This window comes from Variovorax sp. GW821-FHT09D04 (genome assembly GCF_059416405.1).
The window spans coordinates 465,490-483,993 of the sequence record NZ_JBWKPA010000004.1 but is presented as its reverse complement, the minus strand read 5'-3'; the positions used below and the strand labels follow the sequence as shown (position 1 = coordinate 483,993).

Here is an 18,504-nt window from a genome sequence, read left to right as displayed (position 1 = left end):
CTTGGGGAAGTGGTTGGCCTCGGCCACGAAGAAGCGCGTGTCGCCGAAGCCGGCCGCGAGCATCTCGCCCTGGCCCATCGCCGTCTGCAGGGCCTGGCGCACGGCCTGGCTGGCGAGCGGGCCTTCCTTGGTGTTGAAGACCACCAGCGGAAAACCGAAGGCGGGCGTGATGATCGGCAGCGTCTTGCCACTGGCCTTCTCCAGGCGCGGCAGCGCTTCCACCGGCAGCAGGTCGGCAAAGTCGTACTGGCCCGCGAGTGCACCCTCGACGCGCGTGCTGGCGTTGGGCACGGGCACGAAACGCAGTTCTTCGATGACCGCTTCGCGCTTGCCGCCGTAGCCGCTCGCAGGTTCCTTGCGCGGGCTGTACTTGTCGAAGCGCGAGAGCAGAACGAACTGGTCGGGGCGGCGCTCCTTGAACTTGTAGGGGCCGGTGCCGACGAAGTCCTTCAGCGGCGAGGCCATCGATTCCTTGGCCATCATCGCGGCGGTGCCATTGCTGGGCAAAGCCAGTTGCGAGAGCAGCGGTGCATAGGGCGCCTTCAGCACGATCTCCACGCCCAGAGGGCCCTTGGCCTTGAGGCTCTCGATTTCCTTGCCCACGGCCTTGCCGCGCGGCGACTGGTCCATCCAGCGCTGCAGGCTGGCGACCACGTCGTCGGCCGTGAGCTCGCGCCCGTTGTGCAGCGCCACGCCCTTGCGCAGCGTGATGGCGTAGGTTTTGCCGTCTGCGGAGATCTTGGGCATCGTCTCGGCCAGCATCGGCACCACGTTCCACTTGGCATCGAAGGTGTACAGCGTCTCGTACACGTGCTGCATGATGGTTCCGACCAGATCGGCCGTGGAGGCCATCGGGTCGAGCGTCTGCGGCTCGGCCACCATCGCCAGCGTGGCGAAGTTGCGCGGGCTTTGCGCGTGGGCTGGATGGTGGGGCAGCGTGGTGCACAGCATGGCGAGCAGCGAAGCGCCCAGCAGGCTGCGCTTGGACAGACGAGGCAGGCGCTGGACAACAAGACCGGCGTGAGACATGGGGTGTTCCTTCATGGGCGATCGGTGGGCAATGAATTCACTTTTTTCAGGCCCGAACTTTGAAGCACAACCTATGCCAAAACATCACCATTTACCCTGAGCAATGATCTAAATATTCGAACTCTCCCTTCGAAATTCAATGCCGTTCGCGCACGCATCCGCTGCTAGATTCCGGTCGAATCTTTTCCCACCGAAAGATGGCGTCCGATCGAATTTGCGAGGATGAAAATGAGCACCAAGAAAGTTCTTGCGGTAGGTTTTCTGTTCGGCTGTGCGTTGCTGACGCATGCGGCGATCACCGGGGTGAACCCCCTCGACACGATCAAGAAGGCCGCCACCAGCATGGCCTCCGCGGCCGCTGACCTGGTGGCCGATCCCTTGCCGCTGCAGGGCCCCGGACTGGGCAACCTGACCTACACGCAGGCCGAGCTGTTCAAGCCCATCTCGATGATCAAGGAGGAGGTCGACACCGGCGTCGGCGCCGGCACCGGCGCCGACGTGCCGAAGATCCCCGGGGGCAGCGTGACGCACCCCACCGCCGGGTACACGAAGTACCACTACGGCCAGAACGTGGGCCTCATGATCAACGGCTACTTCCTGACGACGTTCACGCCCGACGGCGGGCTGGGCCCTGGCGGCTTCCTGCTCTACGACGTCTCCGATCCGCGCAACCTGCGGCTTGTCAAGCGCATCTACGAGCCGGACGGCCGCACCAAGGAACTGAGGGAGCCGCATTCCATCGGCATCGCCACCATCGGCGGCAAGCAGTACGTTGCCGTTCCCAGCGTGTTCGGCATCGAGTTCTGGGACTTCACCGACATCAACGACGTCAAGCAAGTGAAGAAGCTGGTGCTGCCCAACGTCAACAAGGGCGACTACAACAACGTGAGCTGGCAGCTGTGGTGGCAGGCGCCCTACCTGTACGTGGCGGCGGCGGAGCAGGGCGTGTTCGTCATCGACGCCGCAGACCCCGCGAACGCACAGCTCGCGAACCGCGGCGCCGGCAAGCCCAACCCGATACCGACCGGCGAGCTCGGCGGCTTTCGCGTGGGACCGATTTTCACCATGGGCAACCACATGGTGCTGACGTCCATGACCAACACCAGCGGCTTCGCCAGCCTGGACATCTCGGACCCGCTGAATCCCAAGGTGCTCGACACCGTCTCCGGGTCCACCGCCAGCTACTACTCCACCTGCTTCGACGGCAAGAAGGTCTACGCCTCCGCACAGGAGAGCGGCGGCAAGATGTACGGCTACGACCTGAGCGACCGCTCGCGCTTCGTGGCCGAGGACAACCGGCTGGTGATCAACCAGCAGCTGTACTGCAGCACGCAGGACAACTTCGTGTTCCAGGGCGCGCAGAACTACATCCACAAGGTCGATGTGAGCAACCCGCTCAACCACGTCGAGGTCGGGCGCGGCGGACTGTTCGCAACGACGCATCCCGATTTCTCGAGCTCCGACCATGGCCAGGTGTCGCCGTTCGGCAATCTGATCTACGTCGGCAACGACCACGGCTCGGGCAGCGGTTTCATCGTGCATGCGGTGGACCCCGACACCACCAAACCCGAAGTGAAGCAGGTCTCTCCCGTGAACGGTGCGAAGCAGCAGGCCCTCACCTCGCGCATCGGCCTGGGCATGACCGACAGCATCCGGCCCGAGAGCGTGAACGCCAACACCTTCATCGTGCGCCCGGTCGGCGGCAACACGCTCGCGGGCACCTACAGCGTGCAGCTGGGCATCGTCAACTTTCACCCCGCGCAGCCGCTGCAGCCGGGCACCGCCTACGAGGTGTTCCTGCCCGCCAACGGCCTGAAGGACTATGCGGGCAATGCCATCGCGGCCGACTACCGCTCGACCTTCAACACCGGCAACGCCAACGACATCAACCTGATGCACCACTGGGCGCTGACCGGCAACCTGGGTGACCAGATCAGCGCCAACAACGGCACGCCCGCCACCGGCGACGCGTTCGAGAGCATCGGCCTGAACTTCGCGAACCGTACCGCGGGCGTGCAGCTGAAGAACGACAGCGTGTCCACCACGCTGGGCGGCACCGCCTCGCTGAGCTTCTACATGAAGACCACGCAGGCCGGCGCTGCGAACTCGTGGACCGCGCCCGGCATCTTCGGGCGCGACCAGTCGCCGGGCGTCGACGACGTGTTCTGGGGCTGGCTCGACAGCACCGGCAACATCAAGCTGTCGGTGGGCGACCACGCAGGCACGCGCTCGCAAAGCGCCGTGAACGACGACAACTGGCACCACGTCGTGCTCACGCGCGATGCAGCTTCGGGCGCGCAGGCGGTGTACGTGGATGGCGTGAAGACCACCTCGACTGGCCCGACCGGCACCAAGGGCTTGTCGACCAAGTTCCAGCTGCTGGGGCAGATCCAGGGCAACGCCGCACTCTTCAAGGGCACGCTGGCCGAGGTGCGCGTGTACGGCCGCGTGCTCGGCGACACCGACGTGGCGGCGCTGCGGGCGCAGGCCGTGATCGGCGATCCCGGCATCGTGGGCGCACCGAAGATCGTCAATGGCCAGCTGAACTTCAACCCGGCCACGCTCGGTGCCACCGGCGCGCAGTTCCGCTGGAACTTCGGCGACGGCACGCAGAGCGCGTACGCCTCGCAACCCGGCGTCACGCACACCTACAGCAGCCCCGGCCACTACACCGTGACGCTGACGGTGAAGGCCGCGAACGGCCAGGAGACCTTCTACACCTACAACCTCACGGTGATCGCACCCGTCACGGCGGCGGCGCCGACGCACACGACCAACATCGCGGGCGATGCGAACGCGGTGTATTCGGTGAACCCCGACAGCGGCACGGTGGCCGCCATCGACGCGCAGACCTTCGCCAAGCGCTGGGAAGTACGTGTGGGTGACGAGCCGAAGACGCTGGCCGTGGGGCCCGACGGACGCATCTGGGTCACGGTGCAGGGCGAAGACAAGCTGGTGGCGCTCAACGCCGCCGACGGCACGCTGTCGACGACGGTGCCGCTGGCCTACGGCAGCGGCCCGTACGGCGTCGTCTTCACGCCCAACGGCACCAAGGGCCTGCTGACGCTGGAAAGCAAGTCGGCGCTGGTCAGCTTCGACCCGACCACCGGCGCCGCTACGGGCACGCTCGCCCTGGAAGGCAGCGTGCGCGGCATCGCGGTCGATGCGGGTTCGCAATCGGCCTACGTGACGCGCTTCAAGTCGAAGATGACGGGCGGGCAGCTGCACAAGGTGAACCTGCAGAGCTTCAGCGCCGCCACCCCCATCGCGCTGGCGGTCGACACGACCACGGTCGACACCGAGGCCGCCTCGCGCGGCGTGCCCAACTACCTGAGCCAGGTGGTGATCTCGCCCGACGGGGCGCGTGCGCTGCTGCCTTCGAAGAAGGACAACATCGTGCGCGGCACCTTCCGCGACGGCCTGCCGCTGGAGCACGACAAGACGGTGCGCTCCATCCTGTCGCAGGTGAACCTGCAGACGGCGGCGGAAGTGTTCAGCGAACAGCTCGACTTCAACGACCGCGCCCCCGCACGCGCCGCGCTGTACTCGCCGGCCGGCGACTACATCTTCGTGGCGCAGATGGAAGGCAACCGCATCGCCATCGTCGATGCCTACAACCGTTCGGTGCGCGGCGAGATCAACGCCAGCAGCGCGCCGCACGGCCTGTACCTCGATGCGGCGCGCAAGCGGCTGTACGTCAACAACTTCCTGGCGCGCTCGGTGTCGGTGCACGACGTGGCGCAGGTGCTGTCCTCGGAGTCGGCCGCGCCGGCCTTCCTGCAGAACATCACCACGGTCGCGCAGGAGCCGATGGCCGCCGCGGCGCTGCGCGGCAAGCAGGTGTTCTACAACGCGTCCGACCGGCGCATGAGCATGAACAACTACATGTCCTGCGCGAGCTGCCATGCCGATGGCAGCGACGACGGCATGGTGTGGGACTTCACCCAGCGCGGCGAGGGCCTGCGCCGCACCATCAGCCTGCAGGGACGGCGCGGCACGGGCCACGGCAAGCTGCACTGGACCGCCAACTTCGACGAGGTGCAGGACTTCGAGCACGACATCCGCAACGAATTCGGCGGCACGGGCTTCCTGACGAACGCCGACTTCTCGGCCACGGGCGACCCGCTCGGCGTGCCGAAGGCCGGCCGCAACGCGCAGCTCGACGATCTCGCGGCCTACCTGAACTCGCTGAACAAGTACATGCGCAGCCCGGCCCGCGCGGCGGACGGCAACCTCAGCGTGGACGCGGTGCGCGGACAGACCGTGTTCAACACGGCACAGTGCGCGACCTGCCACACGGCCGGCAGCCTGCGCGACGGGCTGCGGCACGACGTGGGCACGATCCAGCTCTCGTCGGGCAAGGGCAGCAACCAGCCGCTGGCCGGCGTGGGCTTCGACACCCCGACGCTCTACGGCACCTGGAGCAACCCGAGCTTCTTCCACAACGGGCAGAAGGCCACGCTGCAGGACGTGCTCGCGGGCGGCCACGGCAATGCCTCGGGCCTGCCGGCGGCCGACCTGCTGGCGCTGGGTGAGTACGTGAAGTCGTTCGACACCGCACCGGCGATCGACACGCGCATCCGCTCGGAAGTCAACAACCTGTGCGTCAACGTGTCGGGCGGCTCGACGGCCAGCGGCACGACGGTGGTGCAGTGGGCCTGCGGCAACGGCGCCAACGAAACCTTCACCGTCAACAGCAGCGGCGGCTACAGCCAGTTCGTCGCGAAGCACAGCGGCCTGTGCCTGGCGCAGGGCAACACCAACGCGGGCGGCGGCCCGGTGGTGCAGCTGGCGTGCACGGCGGGCGCGGCCACGCAGTGGAGCGTGGTCGGGGCGACGCTGCGCAACCGAGTGTCTTCGGGTGCGTGCCTCGATGTGCCCGGCTCGACCACCACGCAGGGCACGGCGCTGTCCACCTACGCCTGCCATGGCGGGGCCAACCAGCGCTGGAGCCAGATTCCCTGAGCTCTTCTGCCCGTTCTCTCTCTTTTTCTCTCGCTCTCCAAAAAGGAAATCACGTGTCGGCACTCCAACTCTCCCTCCCAGGCGGCTATCGGTTCATTCCGGGCGTCCAGCAGTACTCGGCTGGCGTGGCCGCCGAACCTGGGTTTCGCATCGAGCGCGTGCGGTTCCTGGAGCCTCTGCCCCTGAAGCAGGGCTTTCAGCGCATCAAGGAAATCCTGGAGGAGGCCTCGCGTCCGCTGGCCGCCTTCTGCGCGTGCGAACTGCGGTCCCCGGCACCGTTCACCGAACAGGGCTTCGTCGAGTTCAACAACCTCTACGTGGGCACTTTGAAGGAGTGGGGCATCTTCATCGGCGACCTGAACCCGGTGGCGCGAAGCAACGTGTGCCCCGCGCTGTCGCCGCCGTCGGAGCCCTCGTTCCATGCCTTCAGCTACACCGTGCCCGACGCCGAGGCGGCGGCGTCGTTCGTGGTGGCCGGCAGCGCCGAAGCGCCGGAAGGCAAGGGGCACTACCGCGACCATGCCGTGCGCCTGGGCGACACCTCGCCGCCCGCCATCCTGAAGAAGGCGCAGTGGGTGCTCGACGAAATGGAACGCCGCCTGGCGTCGCTGGGCTTCACCTGGGCCAGCACCACGGGCTCGCAGCTGTACACGGTGCACGACATCCATCCCTTCATCGCCGACGAGATCGTCAAGCGCGGTGCCGCGCGGCACGGGCTGACCTGGCACTACAACCGCCCGCCCGTGGTCGATCTCGAGTACGAGATGGATTGCCGCAGCGTCCAGTTCGAACGCGTCGCGGTCTGATCGCACGCGGGTCGCCACACCCTTTCACCGAGACGCCCATGCCCAAGAAATTGCCGCATCGCCTGGCCGCCACCTGCCTCGTCCTGAGCGCGTTCCTGGCCGCCGGCCTCGCCGCTGCGCAGAACATCCAGGAGCGCACCTTCAAGTTCGCCTTCGTGAACCAGAAGGAGCATCCGCAGGGCATGGGGGCGCAGCGCTTCTCGGAGATCGTCGAGAAAAAGAGCGGCGGCAAGATGAAGGTGAAGCTCTTTCCTTCGGGCGTGCTGGGCGGCGATGCCTCGGTCATCGCCTCGCTGCAGGGCGGCACGGTGGAAATGACGATGGCGATCCCGGGCCTGCTCTCGGGCATGGCCCGGGAGTTCTCGCTGTTCGACCTGCCGTTCCTGTTCAACAACGAGAAGGAAGCCGACTTCGTGCTCGATGGTCCGGTCGGCCGCAAGCTGCTGGACAAGCTGCCCGAGAAGGGGCTGATCGGCCTCACCTACTTCGAGCACGGCTTTCGCAACGTCACCAACAGCCGGCGGCCGGTGGCGAAGATGGAAGACCTGCAGGGCCTGAAGCTGCGCGTGATGCAGATCCCCGTGATGATCGATGCCTTCCGCGCGCTGGGCGCCAACCCGTCGCCGCTGCCGCTGCCCGAGGTCTACACCGCGCTGGAGCAGAAGGCCGTCGACGGCCAGGAAAATCCGTACTCGCTGGTGGAAGCCTCGAAGTACTACGAGATCCAGAAGTACGGCTCCAACACGCGGCACGTGTTCAACCCCGTCGTGCTGCTGTTCAGCAAGAAGCGGTGGGAGCAGCTGTCGGACGACGAACGCAAGATCCTTCTCGATGCGGCCCGGGAGACGCAGCCCTTCCAGCGCGCCGCCAACCGCGACGTCAACGCCAGGGCCGCCGAGTTCCTGAAGGGCCAGGGCATGGTGTTGACCGAGTTCCCCGCCGCCGAGCGCGAGCGCCTGCGCGAGAAGCTCGCGCCGGTCACGGACAAGCATGTCAGGCAGATCGATCCGGCGCTGGCCCAGGAACTGTTCTCCGAGCTCGGCAAGGCGCGCAGCAGCGCCGCCAGATAGCCAGCCAACCAACCACCAAGGAATGACGAATGAAGCTGTTGCGTTACGGGGCCGTCGGCCGGGAAAAGCCGGCGATGCTCGACGCAGAAGGCCGCTTGCGCGACCTCTCCATGCACGTGAACGACATCGCACACGAGGTGCTGTTGCCTTCCGGCCTGGCGCGCCTCGCCGCGCTGGACCCGCAGAGCCTTCCGCTGGTGGAAGGCGCCCCGCGCATCGGCGCCTGCGTGGCCGGCTCGGGCAAGTTCATCTGCATCGGGCTCAACTACTCGGACCACGCGGCCGAGACGGGCGCCACGGTGCCGCCCGAGCCCATCGTTTTTTTGAAGGCCACCTCGGCGATCGGCGGACCGAACGACGTGCTCGAGATTCCACGCGGTTCCACGAAGACCGATTGGGAGGTGGAGCTGGGCGTGGTGATCGGTAAGACCGCGAAGTACGTCAGCGAGGCGGATGCGATGGAGCACGTTGCGGGGTACTGCCTGATCAACGACGTGTCGGAGCGCGCCTTTCAAACCGAACGCCAGGGCCAGTGGACCAAGGGCAAGTCGGCCGACACCTTCGGACCGATCGGGCCCTGGCTCGTGACGCCCGATGAAGTGCCCGACCCGCAGCAGCTGGACATGTGGCTGGAGGTCAACGGCGTGCGGCGCCAGAGCGGCTCCACGGCCACCATGGTCTACGGCGTGCGCTACCTGATCGCGTACCTCTCGCAGTTCATGAGCCTGCGCCCGGGGGACATCATTTCCACCGGAACCCCGCCCGGCGTGGGCATGGGGTTCAAGCCGCCGGTCTACCTGAAGGGCGGCGATGTCGTCACGCTGGGCATCGAAGGGTTGGGCACCCAGCGGCAGGTCGCGACACAGTTCGACTGAAGGGGAGGTGGCAGGGGGCGGCAGCGGGCCGTGAGGCGCCCGCTGCTGCCGCTGTGTCAGACCAGCGTGGCGCTCACGCCGCGCTGCACCACGGGCGCGATGCCGGCGTAGAAGAACGCCAGGCTGTCTTCCGGCCCGTTGACGGCGCGCCCGCGCACCTTGGCCATGGCGCAGACGCCGACCTGTGCGCTGTCGGGGCCGATCACGAGGACGAAGGGGTTGTCGTCGTCGCCGCGCAGGTAGCGTCCGCCGAACTCGCGGCGTGCGGTTTCGAACACGTAGGCCGACGCCAGGAAGTGCAGGTCGTCGGGCAAGGGCGCCTGCTGCTGGAAGAAGTCTTCGAGCACCTGGTCGACCAGGACCAGCGAGGCTTCGGAGTAGTCGAGCGCCGCGCTGTCAATGGGCGCGCCGGGTTGCGAGAAGGCGCCGATGAAGTCTTCCGCCTGCGAGGCCATGCCGGCCTCGAGCGTCGACGGCATTTCCACTTCCGGCTGCTTTTTCTTCTTCAGGAAATCGAACAGTCCCATGGTGCTCAGGCCTGCACCGCGGCCGACAGTTGCCGCAGCATGGCCGACTGCCGCGCCTCTTCGGCGTCGCGCAGGCTCTTCGCGGCGCGCGCCGCGACGTAGGTGACGTACAGGGTCTCGACGGCCCGCGCCCATTCGTGCGCCTTCTGCGACACGCCTTCCGCCTTCACCGGCGAGCCGGTGGCCATCGGCGTCGACAGGTCGTCCAGCGGACGGGCCGGTACGTCGACGCCGGCCTTCCCGAGGATCACGGCTTTCTGAAGGATGGTGAGCATGGCGGACCTCTCTTTTTTCTTGTTCCAGAGTAACAGCGCCCTTCGTGGGCTGCCATTCGCCAGATGACGTATCCGCCTCCGAATTCAAGATGAACTTTCGGCTGACATGGGGTTTGTCTGGGTGGCCGGAAGCAGGGCCTACACGAAGCGCCATCGGCCTCTCGCAATGTCCCTTCGATGGTTCTGGATGCAAATAATATTTGTTTTCATTCTCAATAGAATTGATGCTGATCAGTTGGTACGCAACAACAACGCATCCCGAGAGCGGCCCTGTTTTTCCTGCCGTTTCCCCTGGAGTTTTTGCATGTTGTTTTCGCGTTGCGGCCGTCGGCCGCGTCCGTCGGTGCTGGCGCTGGCCGCCGCATCTCTTTTTTCTCCCGCCCTGTTCGCCCAGACGCCCGCTGACCAACAGCTGCGCGAGGTCGTCGTCAGCGCGACCGGCTTCGAGCAGGAGCTCAAGGACGCGCCCGCTTCCATTTCGGTGATCACGCGCCAGGAGCTGGAAACGCGCCAGTTCCGCGACCTGGCCGAGGCGCTGCAGAACGTCGAAGGCATCGACGTGGGTGGCTCGACCGGCAAGACCGGGGGCCTGGACATCTCGATCCGCGGCATGCCCAGCGACTACACGCTGATCCTCATCGACGGCCGCCGCCAGAACGTGGCCGGCGACGTGACGCCCAACGGCTTCGGCGCCGCGCACACCAGCTTCATGCCGCCGCTGGCGGCCATCGAGCGCATCGAGGTCATCCGCGGCCCGATGTCCACGCTGTACGGCTCCGACGCCATGGGCGGCGTGGTCAACATCATCACGCGCAAGGTGGCGCGCGAATGGGGCGGCCAGGTCACGATGGAAACCGGCATTCCGCAGGACAGCGAGTGGGGTTCGCAGACGCGCTCCAGCGTCTACCTGAGCGGCCCCGTGGCCACCGACCTGCTGGGCCTGACCCTGCGCGGCAACATCTACCGCCGCGAAGCCGCCGACTGGGTGCTGGCCCCCGGCCAGGCGCAACCCGCGACGGCGCGCAACCCCGCGCCCGCCGAAAGCCGCCAGCACAGCGTGGGCGGGCGCCTGATGCTCACGCCCAACCGCCAGCACGACATCTGGCTCGACGTCGAATCGGGCCGCAGCTGGTACGACAACGAAGACGGGCGCCTGGGCACGCGCGACGCCGCCGCGCCCAACCGCACCGGCAACAACCCGCCGGGTTACCTGGACGCGCTGCGCTTCAACCGCGACCAGGTCGCCATCGGCCATACCGGGCGTCTGGGCTTCGGCACGGTGGAAAGCAGCCTGATGCACACCACCACCGAGACCGTCGGCCGCACGATTCCCGGCGGTGCCATCCCGCGCAATGCCGCGGCCCGCCGCACCGTGTACTGGCTGAACGAAGCCGACCGCGGCCGCGCGCGCGAACTCAAGACCACCAACCTCGTGCTCGACAGCAAGCTCGTCGCGCCGGTGGGCGACGCCCACGTGCTCACCGTCGGTGGCCAGTGGTGGGACGCCAAGCTGGTCGACGGCCTGCTGCCGCGCTCGCAGAGCCAGACCATGTGGGCGCTGTTCGCCGAAGACGAATGGCGCCTCGCGCCCGGCCTCACCGCCACACTGGGCGGGCGCTACGACCACCACAGCGCCTTCGGCGGCCACGTGAGTCCGCGCGGCTACCTGGTCTGGGACGCCACGCCGCAGTGGACCTTCAAGGGCGGCGTCAGCAAGGGCTTTCGTGCGCCGCGCCTGAACCAGCTGATCGACGGCATCAGCGGCGTGAGCGGCCAGGGCGCCACGCTCAACATCGGCAACCCGAACCTCAAGCCCGAGACCAGCACCAGCACCGAGCTGTCGGCGCTGTTCAACAACCAGAAGGGCCTGACCGCCTCGGCGACCCTGTTCCACAACAAGGTGAAGGACAAGATCGCCAGCGGCGGCGACTGCAGCGTGGCGCGCATCTCCAGCTGCGTGGTCGACCCGACCGCCAACTACTCGGTCAACGTCGACCAGGCCAAGACCTGGGGCATGGAACTGAGCAGCCGTGTGCAGCTCACCAAGGCCTGGGGCCTGAAGGCGGGCTACACCTGGACCGACAGCGAAGTGATCGAAGGCGGCGTGAAGAACGGCAAGCTGGCCGACACCGCGCGCCACCTGCTGCATGCGCAGCTCGACTGGAACCCCGACGCCAAGTGGCGCTTCTGGCTGCGCGGCGAGTACCGCGGCAAGAGCCCGCGCTTCACCGGCGACCCGGCGCGCCTCACGGGCAACAACCTGGCGATCTACCGCGCGGTGGGCGACATCAAGGCCTACCACCTGTTCCACCTGGGCGGCTCCTACCAGGTGTCGAAGAACGTGCGCCTGAACGCCAACATCAACAACCTGTTCAACAAGGACTTCCGCAAGTTCCAGCAGGTGAACCTGGCGGGCACCTCGGCCTGGGTCAACGAGTACTTCCAGGGTGGCGCGTCGGTGGCGGGCACCACGCCGGCCGGACGCACGATCTGGCTGTCGGCGAACGTGACGTTCTGACGCTGGCGATGGGCGGCGCGGACCTCAGGGGTCCGTGCGTGCCTGCCACACCAGCGTGGCCGCGCTCAGGTCTTCGAGCGCGCTGCCCACGGCCTTGAACACCGTGCGCTCGGCATCGCCCGTGCGCCCGGGCCGCGCGCCACGGCACAGCTCGGCCAGCGTGCCCTGCACCGCGTCGGCGCGCAAGGTGCCGGCGGCGATCGCATCGAGCAGATCGCCGGCCTTCTGCAAGGCCTCGGGCGTGTCGATGAAGGTGCGCGTGCCATCGAAACAGCGCACATCGGCTTCGCGCATCGCGGGCGTGAAGCTGCCGATCAGGTCCAGGTGCGCGCCCGGTGCGAGCCATTCGCCACGCACCAGCGGCGTGGTCGCCAGCGTGGCGCAGCTCACGATGTCGGCACTGCGCACGGCCGCTTCGAGGTCGGTGCCGGCCGCTTGTGCATTCCATCCTTCGGCACGCCATTGCTCGGCCAGCGCCTCGGCGCCTTCCGGCCGGTGGTTCCACACCCACACCTCGTCGATGGGTCGCACGCTCGCGTGCGCGGCGGGCAGCATGCGCGCGATGCGGCCGGTGCCCAGCACCAGCAGCTTGCGCGCATCGGTGCGGGCCAGGAACGAGGCGCCTAGCGCCGATGCGGCCGCCGTGCGCCGCGCGGTGATCTCGTTGCCGTCCATCATCGCCAGCGGCACGCCGGTGCGCGCGTCGTACAGCACGTAGGTCGCGTGCAGCCCGGGCAGGCCGCGCGCGCCGTTGCCCGGAAAGATGTTGATCGTCTTGATGCCCAGGAAGCCCGCGTCGCTCCACGCCGGCATGATCAGCACCGTGCCGCGCGTGGCCGCGTCGCCGCCGGTCTCGATGCTGTGCACGTGGCGCGGCGGCACCTGCGCCTCGGCCGCGAAGGCGGCGCGCAGCGCGGGCACCAGCCGCTCGAAACCCAGGGGTGCGGCGGTGGCGGCTTCGTCGAAGTGTTTCATGGGCGTGCAGGCAGCGCCGGGGCGCTGTCGAAGAAGGTGGTGAGGGCTTGCTGGTAGGTGGCGCCGAAGCGCGGCGCCGCCATCGGCTCGAGGTGACCGGCGCCCGGCACTTCGATCAGCTGCTTGGGTTCTTTCGCATCGGCCAGCAGGCGCTGCGAGTGGCCGTGCGGAATCACCGCGTCGGCCGTGCCGTGGATCAGCAGCAGCGGAATCGGCGCGATGGCCGCGACGAACTTCGAGGCTGCGTAGTCGTCGCGCACCAGCAGGCCGGCGCCCGGCAGCTTGTCGTTGGCGATCGAGCGGTACGAATAGAAGGTCGACTCGATCGCCACCGCCTTCACGCCGGCCCGGTTGCCCGAGCCCACGGCCGCGATCGCGTTCGTGCCGCCCAGGCTCTGCCCGAAGACGAACAGCCGCGACGCATCGACGTCCGCGCGGGCGCGCACATGGTCGAGCGCGGCGTTCGAATCCTCGAACACGCCCCGGGGTTCGGGCTCGCCGTCCGATTCGCCATAGCCGCGGTAGTCGAACACGAAGACGTTGTAGTCCTGCGCGGGCAGCCACGCCACGAAGCGCCAGTGGCTGCTCATGTTCTGCGCGTTGCCGTGGAAATGCACCACGGTGCCCTTGGCCGCCTTCGGGTCCGCCCGGCCTGCGGCGGGAATGAACCAGCCGCTCAGGCGCGTGCCGTCGGCGCTGGTGAAGCGCACGTTCTCGTAGTGCAGGCCCAGCGCGTCGGGCGTTTCGTAGCGCACGCGGTCGGGGTAATAGAACATCGACTGCACGCAGCCGCCGAGCAGGAAGAGGGGCAGGGCGGCGAGCGGCAGCTGCCACCAGCGGCGCGTGGGTGTCGCGGTTCTGGTCATATGCGGCGCGATGTCGGCGTTTCCGGTGGTGGAGTCTGTCGGTTGAAGAACTTCAGCAAGAGGTTGATGCAAAGCGCGTGCAGGCCGAACGCAAGCAAGCCAGGTACATAGACCATGAAGAAATCGCGCCAAAAAAAGTCAGGCCTGCCGCTAGAGCCAGCAATCAGTGAAGCAAGAAACAACGCGGCGATCAGTGTGGAAACGGCGAACGGACGAGAGGTCGAGCGACAGCAAAGATAGAGGTAGTACGCGGTAAGGATGGCACCGAGCCAGAGGCCCGGAATGATCAGTGCTTCGGGGCCCATGCAAGTTCCTTGTTCGGGTGAATCGAGTCCTGGCTGCCGCCGACCTGGATCAGGTAGCGGCTCTCGGCAACTGAAAGACATGCATGTCCAACCACTGCCCCGACGCGTTCTCGATGAGCACGACCTCCGTGCAGCGCGCCTGCACCGGCCCCGACGCAAGCAGCCGCGCCTGCAGCTCGATGGCCGCTTCTTCCGCGTGCAGCGCGTTGCCGTGCGCCACCGACAGATGCGCAACGATGTCGTCATGCGCGCCGTCGTACGGCGGGAAGTCGGGAAACTCTTTCACCAGCGCGCGCGTCATTTCGATGAACGGCGCAGCGGGCTCCGGTGCGAGGTAGGCGGTCTCGGGAAAGCGCCCAACCTTGCCGAGCACGAACGAGAACGGCGCCGTGCGCTGCAGCACGCGCCGCGCACGGGCGAGCACCTCGTCGGTGATCAACGCGGGGTCCATGAAAGGAACGAGCAGCGTGATGTGCGCGGGCACGCCGAGCGCCACGGTGGGGTCGAAGCGGCGGCGAAGGTCTGCGGCGATGGTTTCAGCCGCGGGAACCTTCACGGCGAATGCGGAGATGGGCATCGGGCGGAGGATAGCCCACGCCCTCAGGGGCGCGCATCGGCTGAAACGCGCGCCCAGTCCAGCCCCATCTTGGCCAGGTATTTGCGCAGCCGGTCTGCATCGTTGACCACGCTGCGCTGCGTCCGCGAGGCCTGGAACAGCTGGCGCCCCGCCTCCGACAAGCTGCGCGCCGGCCGGCACACACGCACCACCGCTTCGAGCTGCAAGCGGTCGAACAGGTCGAGCGCCGCGAACTTCTCTTCGCCGAGCAGGGCTTCCAGGTCGACGTCGTCGCCCGCCGCTGCCGCCGATGTGCCCGTGCCTTCGTGCTTCCACAGCCAGCGCAGCCGCGCGATCTCCGCCTCGACCAGCGCGACGGCGATGCGCCCGCCGTCGGCCAGTGTGGCAAGCCGCGTCACGCTGGCCGACAGGTCGCGGAAGTTGCCGCGCCAGATCGCCTCGCTGCTTTGTGCAAAGCGCAGGTAGGCCGTGCGCGCCTCGGCGTTGAAGCGCACCACGCGGTGGTTCTCGGCCGCGTGCAGGGCCAGCAGGTGGTCGAGGTTGGGCTCGATGTCCTCGGGCCGCTGCGCGAGGCCGGGCAGGTCGTAGGTCCAGAGGTTGATGCGCGCGAACAGGTCTTCGCGAAAGCGCCCCTGCGCCACGTCGCGGCGCAGGTCGCGGTGGGTGCCGGCGATGAGCTGGAAGTCGCTCTCCACCTCCTTGTCGGCGCCCACGGGGAAGAAACGCTTTTCCTCGATGGCCTTGAGCAGCATCGCCTGTTCGTCCAGGCCGAGCTCGCCGATCTCGTCGAGAAAGAGCGCGCCCTGGTGCGCGGTGCGCAGCAGCCCCGCGCGGTCGCTCGCTGCGCCGGTGAACGAACCCTTCTTGTGACCGAACAGCGTGGAGGCCGCGCCGTCGCCGCGCAGCGTGGCGCAGTTCACCTCGACGAACGGCCCCGTCACCTGGTGGCGCGCCTGCTTCAGTTCGAACATGCGGCGCGCCAGGAACGACTTGCCCGCGCCCGTCGGCCCCACCAGCAGGATCGGCGCGCGCGAGCGCACGGCCACGCGCTCGATCTCGTCGATGAGCGCGTTGAAGCGCGCGTTGCGTGTGGCGATGCCGCTCTTCAGGAAGGCGACCGCGTCGCGCTGGTCGGCATCGAAGCGGCGCGCAATCGGGTCGTAGCGCGACAGGTCGAGGTCGATGAGCGCGACCTTGCCGGCGTCGCCCTGGCGCTGCTTGCGCGGCGGCGAGGTCTGGGCCAGCACGCCGGGCACCACGCGCGATTCCGACAGCAGGAACATGCAGATCTGCGCCACGTGCGTGCCCGTGGTGATGTGCGTCCAGTACTGCTCGCGCTCGGGCTGGAAGGGGTAGGCGCGCGCCCAGTCGTACAGGCGCGTGTAGACCTCGCCGAAGTCCCACGGGTCTTCGAGGTCGAAGGGCACGAGGTTGACGGTGGTCTCGGGCGACACGGCGGCGATGTCGGCCTTCACCAGCTCGGCCAGCGCCGTGTGCTTGCGCGTGTGCAGCAGCTCGATGCGCGCCACCACCATGTCGTCGTGCTGCGCGAGCGAGACCGTGGGGCGCCACTTGTTCCAGCGGCCCGCGCCCTGGCCGGCATCGAGCTGGGTGCCGAGGAAACCGATGACGACGATGGGCTTCATGGATAAAGGACTAGCTGAATTTCTAGAAATTATCTGAATGCTAGCAAGGGATGGGCGCCGTGTCATACCGGGCGAAGAAGAAATTTCCCTTTTCGGTCAATGACTTGCATCGCCGTCGCCGTGTTTTCTGCCGGCGTGCACGCAAGTTGGCACGCTCGCTGCAATAGAGAACCTGTCCGGATGCAGTTCATCCGCTCCCAGGTGCCGCATGAAAGCGGCCCGGTGCCGCAGGCCAGACCTGTTCTTGGGTCCGCGGTATGCCGCTGTTGAACTGTGCTGGTCACTGGACTTGTTCCAGTCTGCTCATGGTGGAGCACCGTGCTAACCACGCGGCGTGGCGGGTTCGATTCCCGCAAACAACCTTCGGCGGTGTTCGCACCGCCGCTTTGATGGGGGCGAAAGCCCCACCGCCCCGGCACACCGGAGCGAGGCGCAGGGCAGGGCCCGGCCGAGCGACACCGTGCCAGTGCAGGCGGCTTGCGCATCGCGCGTTCTGCAAGGAACCGCATGCAGCCATCGACGCAGAAGGAGGCGATGGCGCAGCCACCGCACCGACCCGTCGACCGCTGTGTTGCTGACCTCGCAAGCCACGGTGCCCGCCGCCTGCCCTTCGTGGGCCCCGATACGAAACGTAGACGAACAACGAACGACAACCGCAACGAAGAAGAAGAGAGAGGAAAAAAAATGCTGGGATTCACCCAATTCACCGTGAAGAAGAACGAACGCGTGCTGCTGCTGCGCAACGGCGATTTCGAGGGCCTGTACGCCGCCGGCAAGTACCGTGTGTTCACGGGCTTCGACACCGTGCAGCTCGAGCGCTTCTCGCTGGCCGAGCCGGCCTTCGAGCACGAGCTGGCCGACTACTTCCTGGCGCGCGAGCCGCAGCTGGTGCAGCGCGAGTTCGTGCAGGTGTCGCTGGGTGAGACCGAGGTCGGCCTGCGCCATGAAGACGGCGTGCTGGTGCAGGTGCTGCCGCCCGCCACCCGCAAGCTCTACTGGCGCGGCCTGCGCGAGCAGCGCGTCGACGTGATCGACGTGGCTGCCGATGCACGCCTGCCGGCCGAGCTGCTGGCCAAGCTGCAGAGCGTGGCGTTGCGTCCGCGTGCGGTGCAGGGGCTCGAAGGCGTGCTGCTGGTGCAGGTGCCCGAGTTCCACGCCGGCGTGCTGACCCTCGAAGGCCAGATGCAGGCCCTGCTGCCGCCGGGCAACCACGGCTTCTGGCGCTTCAACCGGCAGGTGGCCGTGACCAGCGTGGACCTGCGCTCGCAGATCGCCGAAGTGAGCGGCCAGGAAATCCTGACCCGCGACAAGGTGGGGCTGCGGCTGAACCTGTCGGCGGTGTGGCGTTTTGCCGATGTGCGCCAGGCCCTGGCGCAGATGCCCAAGCCGGCCGAGCATGTGTACCGCGAGCTGCAGTTCGGCCTGCGCGCGGCGGTGGGCGAGCAGACGCTCGACGCCCTGCTGGAGAACAAGTCCGCCATCGACCAGACGGTGTTGGCGCAGGTGCGTGAGCGGTTGGAAGGTTCGGGCCTGGTGCTGGAGAGCGTGGGCGTGAAGGACATCATCTTGCCGGGCGAGATGAAGACCATCCTCGCGCAGGTGGTGGAGGCCGAGAAGTCGGCCCAGGCCAACGTGATCCGCCGCCGCGAGGAAACCGCGGCCACGCGCTCGCTGCTGAACACCGCCAAGGTGATGGAGGGCAACCCCGTCGCCTTGCGCATGAAGGAACTCGAGACGCTGGAACGCGTGGCCGAGCGCATCGACAAGATCTCGGTGGTCGGCGGCCTGGACCAGGTGCTCAACGGACTCGTGACGCTGCGGCCGAACGGGTCCTGAGCGGTAGAGAAAAGAGAAAGAGACACGGGCACGCAGGCACAGAAGGGAGCGCCACTGCCAAAAATGTTTGAAATTGCCGGCAGCCTGGGTAAGACGAGGTACGGCGGGCAAGTCGGTTGACGAGCAAGGTTGAGGATGCAGGTGCTGGCTCCGATGACGGGTCTGTCACTGGCGCGCGTTTCCAATCGTCGACTGGGCCATCGGACTCAAACACCATGGTCGCCGTATTGATGC

14 protein-coding genes are annotated in these 18,504 nt (G+C 67.3%); 6 read left to right on the top strand and 8 right to left on the bottom strand.

Annotation, left to right across the window (positions count from 1 at the left end):
• The coding region (locus AC07O4_RS16615) for an ABC transporter substrate-binding protein (RefSeq protein ID WP_495305134.1) at window positions 1–1,029 on the bottom strand (1,029 nt) is incomplete at its 3' end.
• A gap of 228 nt (window positions 1,030–1,257) precedes the next feature.
• Here AC07O4_RS16615 and AC07O4_RS16610 point away from each other — a divergent pair.
• Genes AC07O4_RS16610 through AC07O4_RS16595 form a run of 4 tightly spaced genes read left to right on the top strand, consistent with a single transcriptional unit; the run spans window position 1,258 to window position 8,745 of the window.
• The gene (locus AC07O4_RS16610; protein ID WP_495305133.1) at window positions 1,258–5,994 is read left to right on the top strand and encodes an Ig-like domain-containing protein; all 4,737 of its coding nucleotides are present in this window, start codon (window positions 1,258–1,260) and stop codon (window positions 5,992–5,994) included.
• A 53-nt stretch (window positions 5,995–6,047) separates the two neighbouring features.
• Entirely contained in the window at window positions 6,048–6,800 is a 753-nt protein-coding gene (gene cnbZ, locus AC07O4_RS16605; protein WP_495305132.1) for a 2-amino-5-chloromuconate deaminase CnbZ, read from the top strand.
• 38 nt (window positions 6,801–6,838) lie between these two features.
• Window positions 6,839–7,870, top strand: a complete 1,032-nt coding sequence (locus tag AC07O4_RS16600; protein WP_495305131.1) for a TRAP transporter substrate-binding protein — start codon at window positions 6,839–6,841, stop codon at window positions 7,868–7,870.
• 29 nt (window positions 7,871–7,899) lie between these two features.
• Entirely contained in the window at window positions 7,900–8,745 is an 846-nt protein-coding gene (locus AC07O4_RS16595; protein WP_495305130.1) for a fumarylacetoacetate hydrolase family protein, read from the top strand.
• Window positions 8,746–8,801: 56 nt separating this feature from the next.
• On the opposite strand, the gene AC07O4_RS16590 is transcribed toward AC07O4_RS16595, so the two are convergent.
• Window positions 8,802–9,272, bottom strand: coding sequence for a hypothetical protein (locus AC07O4_RS16590; protein WP_095746724.1), 471 nt, complete (start codon window positions 9,270–9,272; stop codon window positions 8,802–8,804).
• A gap of 5 nt (window positions 9,273–9,277) precedes the next feature.
• Window positions 9,278–9,547 carry a hypothetical protein gene (locus AC07O4_RS16585; protein WP_307589336.1) on the bottom strand — a complete coding sequence of 90 codons (270 nt, stop codon included), beginning with the start codon at window positions 9,545–9,547 and terminating at the stop codon, window positions 9,278–9,280.
• 304 nt (window positions 9,548–9,851) lie between these two features.
• Here AC07O4_RS16585 and AC07O4_RS16580 point away from each other — a divergent pair, with 304 nt between their 5' ends.
• Window positions 9,852–12,065 (top strand): TonB-dependent receptor domain-containing protein, encoded by a 2,214-nt coding sequence (locus AC07O4_RS16580; RefSeq protein ID WP_495305129.1) that lies wholly within the window; start codon window positions 9,852–9,854, stop codon window positions 12,063–12,065.
• 24 nt (window positions 12,066–12,089) lie between these two features.
• Here AC07O4_RS16580 and lhpI read toward each other — a convergent pair whose 3' ends face one another.
• Genes lhpI through rtcR form a run of 5 tightly spaced genes read right to left on the bottom strand, consistent with a single transcriptional unit; the run spans window position 12,090 to window position 16,434 of the window.
• Window positions 12,090–13,040, bottom strand: a complete 951-nt coding sequence (lhpI, locus tag AC07O4_RS16575; RefSeq protein ID WP_495305128.1) for a bifunctional Delta(1)-pyrroline-2-carboxylate/Delta(1)-piperideine-2-carboxylate reductase — start codon at window positions 13,038–13,040, stop codon at window positions 12,090–12,092.
• A complete protein-coding gene (locus tag AC07O4_RS16570; protein ID WP_495305127.1) occupies window positions 13,037–13,906 on the bottom strand; it encodes an alpha/beta hydrolase in 870 nt (289 codons plus the stop codon). The genes lhpI and AC07O4_RS16570 overlap by 4 nt, the downstream gene beginning before the upstream one ends.
• Window positions 13,903–14,211, bottom strand: a complete 309-nt coding sequence (locus tag AC07O4_RS16565) for a hypothetical protein (protein WP_495305126.1) — start codon at window positions 14,209–14,211, stop codon at window positions 13,903–13,905. Before AC07O4_RS16565 ends, AC07O4_RS16570 begins: the two co-directional genes overlap by 4 nt.
• A gap of 49 nt (window positions 14,212–14,260) precedes the next feature.
• The gene (locus AC07O4_RS16560; RefSeq protein ID WP_495305125.1) at window positions 14,261–14,788 is read right to left on the bottom strand and encodes a 2'-5' RNA ligase family protein; all 528 of its coding nucleotides are present in this window, start codon (window positions 14,786–14,788) and stop codon (window positions 14,261–14,263) included.
• A 23-nt stretch (window positions 14,789–14,811) separates the two neighbouring features.
• Window positions 14,812–16,434 (bottom strand): RNA repair transcriptional activator RtcR, encoded by a 1,623-nt coding sequence (gene rtcR / locus AC07O4_RS16555; protein ID WP_495305124.1) that lies wholly within the window; start codon window positions 16,432–16,434, stop codon window positions 14,812–14,814.
• Window positions 16,435–17,118: 684 nt separating this feature from the next.
• On the opposite strand from rtcR, the gene AC07O4_RS16550 reads away from it, so the two are divergent.
• Window positions 17,119–18,270 (top strand): slipin family protein, encoded by a 1,152-nt coding sequence (locus AC07O4_RS16550; protein ID WP_095746717.1) that lies wholly within the window; start codon window positions 17,119–17,121, stop codon window positions 18,268–18,270.
• The last annotated feature ends 234 nt before the right edge of the window (window positions 18,271–18,504 follow it).

What these genes read in the sequence shown, in the direction of transcription:
- AC07O4_RS16600 (WP_495305131.1), top strand. Translation starts at nt 6,839, where the DNA reads ATGCCCAAGAAATTGCCGCATCGCCTGGCCGCCACCTGCCTCGTCCTG.
- AC07O4_RS16580 (WP_495305129.1), top strand. Translation starts at nt 9,852, where the DNA reads ATGTTGTTTTCGCGTTGCGGCCGTCGGCCGCGTCCGTCGGTGCTGGCG.
- AC07O4_RS16585 (WP_307589336.1), bottom strand. Translation starts at nt 9,547, where the DNA reads ATGCTCACCATCCTTCAGAAAGCCGTGATCCTCGGGAAGGCCGGCGTC.
- rtcR (WP_495305124.1), bottom strand. Translation starts at nt 16,434, where the DNA reads ATGAAGCCCATCGTCGTCATCGGTTTCCTCGGCACCCAGCTCGATGCC.
- AC07O4_RS16565 (WP_495305126.1), bottom strand. Translation starts at nt 14,211, where the DNA reads ATGGGCCCCGAAGCACTGATCATTCCGGGCCTCTGGCTCGGTGCCATC.
- AC07O4_RS16570 (WP_495305127.1), bottom strand. Translation starts at nt 13,906, where the DNA reads ATGACCAGAACCGCGACACCCACGCGCCGCTGGTGGCAGCTGCCGCTC.
- AC07O4_RS16550 (WP_095746717.1), top strand. Translation starts at nt 17,119, where the DNA reads ATGCTGGGATTCACCCAATTCACCGTGAAGAAGAACGAACGCGTGCTG.
- AC07O4_RS16560 (WP_495305125.1), bottom strand. Translation starts at nt 14,788, where the DNA reads ATGCCCATCTCCGCATTCGCCGTGAAGGTTCCCGCGGCTGAAACCATC.
- AC07O4_RS16610 (WP_495305133.1), top strand. Translation starts at nt 1,258, where the DNA reads ATGAGCACCAAGAAAGTTCTTGCGGTAGGTTTTCTGTTCGGCTGTGCG.
- AC07O4_RS16590 (WP_095746724.1), bottom strand. Translation starts at nt 9,272, where the DNA reads ATGGGACTGTTCGATTTCCTGAAGAAGAAAAAGCAGCCGGAAGTGGAA.
- lhpI (WP_495305128.1), bottom strand. Translation starts at nt 13,040, where the DNA reads ATGAAACACTTCGACGAAGCCGCCACCGCCGCACCCCTGGGTTTCGAG.
- AC07O4_RS16595 (WP_495305130.1), top strand. Translation starts at nt 7,900, where the DNA reads ATGAAGCTGTTGCGTTACGGGGCCGTCGGCCGGGAAAAGCCGGCGATG.